Source organism: Streptococcus sp. GMD6S (assembly GCF_000297015.1).
Genome location: NZ_AJRH01000294.1, coordinates 1 through 4,140 on the forward strand (window position 1 = coordinate 1; position 4,140 = coordinate 4,140).

The 4,140-nt window shown below is 35.7% G+C and carries 4 protein-coding genes; all 4 read left to right on the top strand.

Features of this window, described 5'->3' with window-relative positions:
• The coding region (locus GMD6S_RS10880) for a toprim domain-containing protein (protein WP_000341189.1) at window positions 1–1,284 on the top strand (1,284 nt) is incomplete at its 5' end.
• Between the two features lies 1 nt (window position 1,285).
• Window positions 1,286–2,284 carry a hypothetical protein gene (locus GMD6S_RS10885; RefSeq protein ID WP_000334950.1) on the top strand — a complete coding sequence of 333 codons (999 nt, stop codon included), beginning with the start codon at window positions 1,286–1,288 and terminating at the stop codon, window positions 2,282–2,284.
• A gap of 96 nt (window positions 2,285–2,380) precedes the next feature.
• Entirely contained in the window at window positions 2,381–3,064 is a 684-nt protein-coding gene (locus GMD6S_RS10890) for a hypothetical protein (RefSeq protein ID WP_001100251.1), read from the top strand.
• A gap of 120 nt (window positions 3,065–3,184) precedes the next feature.
• On the top strand, window positions 3,185–4,033 hold the full coding sequence (locus GMD6S_RS10895; protein WP_001217742.1) for an aminoglycoside 6-adenylyltransferase: 849 nt from the start codon (window positions 3,185–3,187) through the stop codon (window positions 4,031–4,033).
• Window positions 4,034–4,140 lie beyond the last annotated feature (107 nt).

Here is a 4,140-nt window from a genome sequence, read left to right on the forward strand (position 1 = left end):
GAATTCCATTATGAGAACGGGGTACAAGACTTTGTTTCTTACCTCAATGAAGACAAGGAAACATTGACGCCAGTCCTATACTTTGAAGGCGAAGACAATGGTTTCCAAGTGGAAGTTGCCCTCCAGTACAATGATGGATTTTCAGATAACATTCTGTCCTTTGTCAATAACGTTCGTACTAAAGATGGTGGAACGCATGAGACAGGACTTAAGTCTGCCATTACTAAGGTCATGAATGACTACGCTCGTAAGACAGGGCTCCTCAAGGAAAAAGATAAAAACCTAGAAGGGTCAGATTACCGTGAAGGACTAGCAGCTGTTCTTTCTATCCTAGTTCCGGAAGAACACCTCCAGTTTGAAGGACAGACCAAGGATAAACTAGGGAGTCCTCTGGCTCGTCCAGTTGTGGATGGGATTGTGGCTGATAAGTTAACCTTCTTCCTCATGGAAAATGGGGAACTGGCTTCCAATCTCATCCGTAAGGCTATCAAGGCTCGTGACGCTCGTGAAGCAGCACGCAAGGCGCGTGATGAGAGCCGAAATGGTAAGAAAAACAAGAAAGACAAGGGCTTGTTGTCTGGTAAATTAACACCAGCTCAGTCTAAAAACCCTGCCAAGAATGAACTCTACCTAGTCGAGGGAGACTCTGCCGGCGGTTCTGCTAAGCAAGGTCGTGACCGGAAATTCCAGGCTATCTTGCCCCTTCGTGGTAAGGTGATTAATACAGCCAAGGCCAAGATGGCAGATATCCTCAAAAATGAAGAAATCAATACCATGATTTATACCATCGGTGCGGGTGTGGGAGCAGACTTCTCCATTGAGGATGCCAATTATGACAAGATTATTATCATGACCGATGCGGATACCGATGGTGCCCACATTCAAACTCTTCTTTTAACCTTTTTCTACCGCTACATGCGTCCCCTAGTTGAGGCAGGACATGTCTATATCGCCCTTCCGCCTCTTTACAAGATGTCCAAAGGCAAAGGAAAGAAAGAAGAAGTGGCCTATGCTTGGACAGACGGTGAACTAGAAGAACTCCGCAAGCAGTTTGGCAAAGGCGCAACACTCCAACGATATAAAGGTCTTGGTGAGATGAACGCGGACCAACTCTGGGAAACAACCATGAATCCAGAAACCCGCACCCTCATCCGTGTCACGATTGAAGACTTAGCACGCGCCGAACGCCGTGTCAATGTCCTCATGGGAGACAAGGTCGAACCACGCCGTAAGTGGATTGAGGATAATGTTAAGTTTACGCTTGAGGAGAGTGGGGTGTTTTAAGATGTGTATTATTAAGATGTTATTAGACATATTAAACAGATTCACAGAAAAATGTAATATTTTATATTCAGACTATGATAAAAATCAAAAGAAAAAGGCACAAGAAAGACTCGACGCTTTGAAAGTTCTAGCCAATAAAGATTACATAATGAAAAATGTTAGTTCTAAAACTAAACAGAGCAGCTATTTTGTAAGAGCTATTTTTGCGACAGTTATAATGGTGGTTTTATTTCCCATAATTCTGTCTCTGAATGCACATAATAATTTATTGATTGGAATTTGTTCTATTTTCATATTATTCTTGTCACTGTCATATGCATACAATTCTTTTATAGTGTTTTTATTATCGCTCTTCAGATACTTCCGACAAATTATGTTTTCAGTTTTAATATTTGTAAACGCGTTTATTTTGGGAGATATATTAATTGGCAGTATTTCAAATCAAAATATTTCTAACAGAATAGTAAATTTTTTTACAAATTTATTTAAAGAGTATAGCTTACAAACAGAAATTGGTTTTGATAAATATCAATTTTGGTTTATATTTTTGATTATGACTTGTGCTTTGTGTTTATCTTTATATTTTGTTTTAAAAAGTTTAGATATATTTGAGCTAGAAAGTATGGAGAAAGAAAATGACTTAATAGTTGGTTTACTTACTATAACTACCTTCGTTATTAGTGCTGATTTTAACACAGTGAAACTAATAGGAATTTTCCTTTTTATTTTTATTATTCTTACGGCTTTTTTTACTGTTTTAAAATTACATTTCCTTTCAAAAAGATATGAAGAAGCACAAACTATATTTCAAGAACAATTACTTCTTAGATTTCCAGATTATCAAGAATTAAAGAAGTGTTATTATAGTGGAGGAGAAAAATATAGAGAAAAATTATTAAGCACAGAAAAGCTTTTAGAAGTTATTGTAAAAAATGAATTTAAATCTTTAAATGATTTAAAAAACTACGATGATTATAAACTTTATAAAGCAACGAGGTAAATATAATAGTGTTCACGTATCAAATAAATCTCTATATGAATCTTGCATTTACTCACTGTTAATAAATTTAATCACGGAATTAACAAGGATTATAAAATGAATGTTGAAATGTTTGAGGAATTGATTAAAGCGATTGATTCAACAGATTGGATTTCCAATTGGATTCAGATAGGTATAGGTGGCTTTTCAATTCTAGTACCTATAATTTATGCAACTTGGATTTCAAAAAAAGATACTAAAGAAATTGATGAACGACAACGAAAGCTAGAAATTATTCAATCTTCAATCGCGAGAAATATAGTAGAACTGACAAGTCAACAAAAGCAACTATCTAAAACTCAAAAAAAGGTTGAAGAGAGTTTAAGAGAACTTAAAGAAATGGCTCGACAATCAAGGAAGTCAAATCTATTAAAATTACAAAGTGATTTCCCAATATTCTATAGAGCACTAGATGATTTTGAATGGGAATATAACAAACTTTTGAATTTTATTAATGATTTTAATTCTAAAAAGAATTTATCTTCAAATATTGAAAATGAAATAGGAGAAATATTCTTAGCAATTGAAGATTTAATAGAATCGGAAATTAATCATCTGAATACTGAAGAAGTTCCGCCGTTGGTTTTAGCTTATTTTAACAAATTATTAAGAGCAGTAAACTCTTTATCGAAGTATTATTCGACAAATTTTGACGATGTTCAATGTATACATTTTATAGAGAATGCTTTTCCAAAGCTCACGATAGCAAGAAAAGAATTACTTGTTTTTGTATATAATTGAAGCTCTTTATATTATTTAGATTTTATAAAGCTTGTATAGTTTTCTTAATTTTTTAAATTTTAAGAGACTATTCAATATAATAAAAGATCTGTTACCTTATAGAAAAAGAGTGTGATAAACATGAGAATAGAAACAGACATGCTCGATTTAATTTTACAAACCGCAAAAGCGCTAAAAGTCAATGCCGTCGCTATTTCCGGCTCGCGGACAAACCCAAATGCTCCCAAGGACGAGTTCCAAGACTATGATGTGGTCTACATTGTGGAGAATTTGGACGCTCTGGCGGCTGATCTTTCTTGGTTGGAAAGGCTTGGCAAGCGCATGATTGAGCAACATAATGTATTAGGCAACCGCCGCCTTTATCTTATGCTCTTTGAGGATGGCAATCGGATAGATTTGACCCTTTGCCCCAAAGACCACATTCAAGAGTGGGTGGATAGTGAAGCTGACTATACAGTTTTGAAAGATGAGAAAGGCTTGTTTGACTCCCATACTACAAATTCTCAACGTTACTGGACAAGTCCAGCTAGTGCGATTGAGTTTGAAAAAGCCTGCAATGAATTTTGGTGGGTGTCAGCCTACGTGGTTAAAGGGATTTGTCGCAAGCAAGCCATCTATGCCACGGATCATCTCTACGGAATTTGTCAACAAGAACTCTTGAAGGTCTTGGCTTGGCAGGTAGCAAGTGATAGGGGCACGGTTGATGTTGGCAAGAACTACAAGTATCTCTTTAGCTACTTGCCTGCTGAGAAAGAGAAGGAATTCTCAAATCTACTTGATTTTTCAAGTAGTGACAAAATCACTCAATCTTTGTTTGCTACGATGGACCTTTTCCACCGAGAGGCTCAGTTCCTTGCTCAAAAAATGGGATTTAACTACGATAAAGAAGTAGCTGAGAAGATGATTCAGTATGCTGAGGAGAGACTTTCAAATCACCAACTAAATAAAGTATATATTTTAAAAGATTAAACTACAGAAAAGATAGTTTAGTTATATTTAGTAACTGAACACGGAACTAATTTCTGTAAATTATCCCTTATTCTATAAAAACCACTCTACATTCTTTGAAAGGAGTT

What these genes read in the sequence shown, in the direction of transcription:
- GMD6S_RS10895 (WP_001217742.1), top strand. Translation starts at nt 3,185, where the DNA reads ATGAGAATAGAAACAGACATGCTCGATTTAATTTTACAAACCGCAAAA.
- GMD6S_RS10890 (WP_001100251.1), top strand. Translation starts at nt 2,381, where the DNA reads ATGAATGTTGAAATGTTTGAGGAATTGATTAAAGCGATTGATTCAACA.
- GMD6S_RS10885 (WP_000334950.1), top strand. Translation starts at nt 1,286, where the DNA reads ATGTGTATTATTAAGATGTTATTAGACATATTAAACAGATTCACAGAA.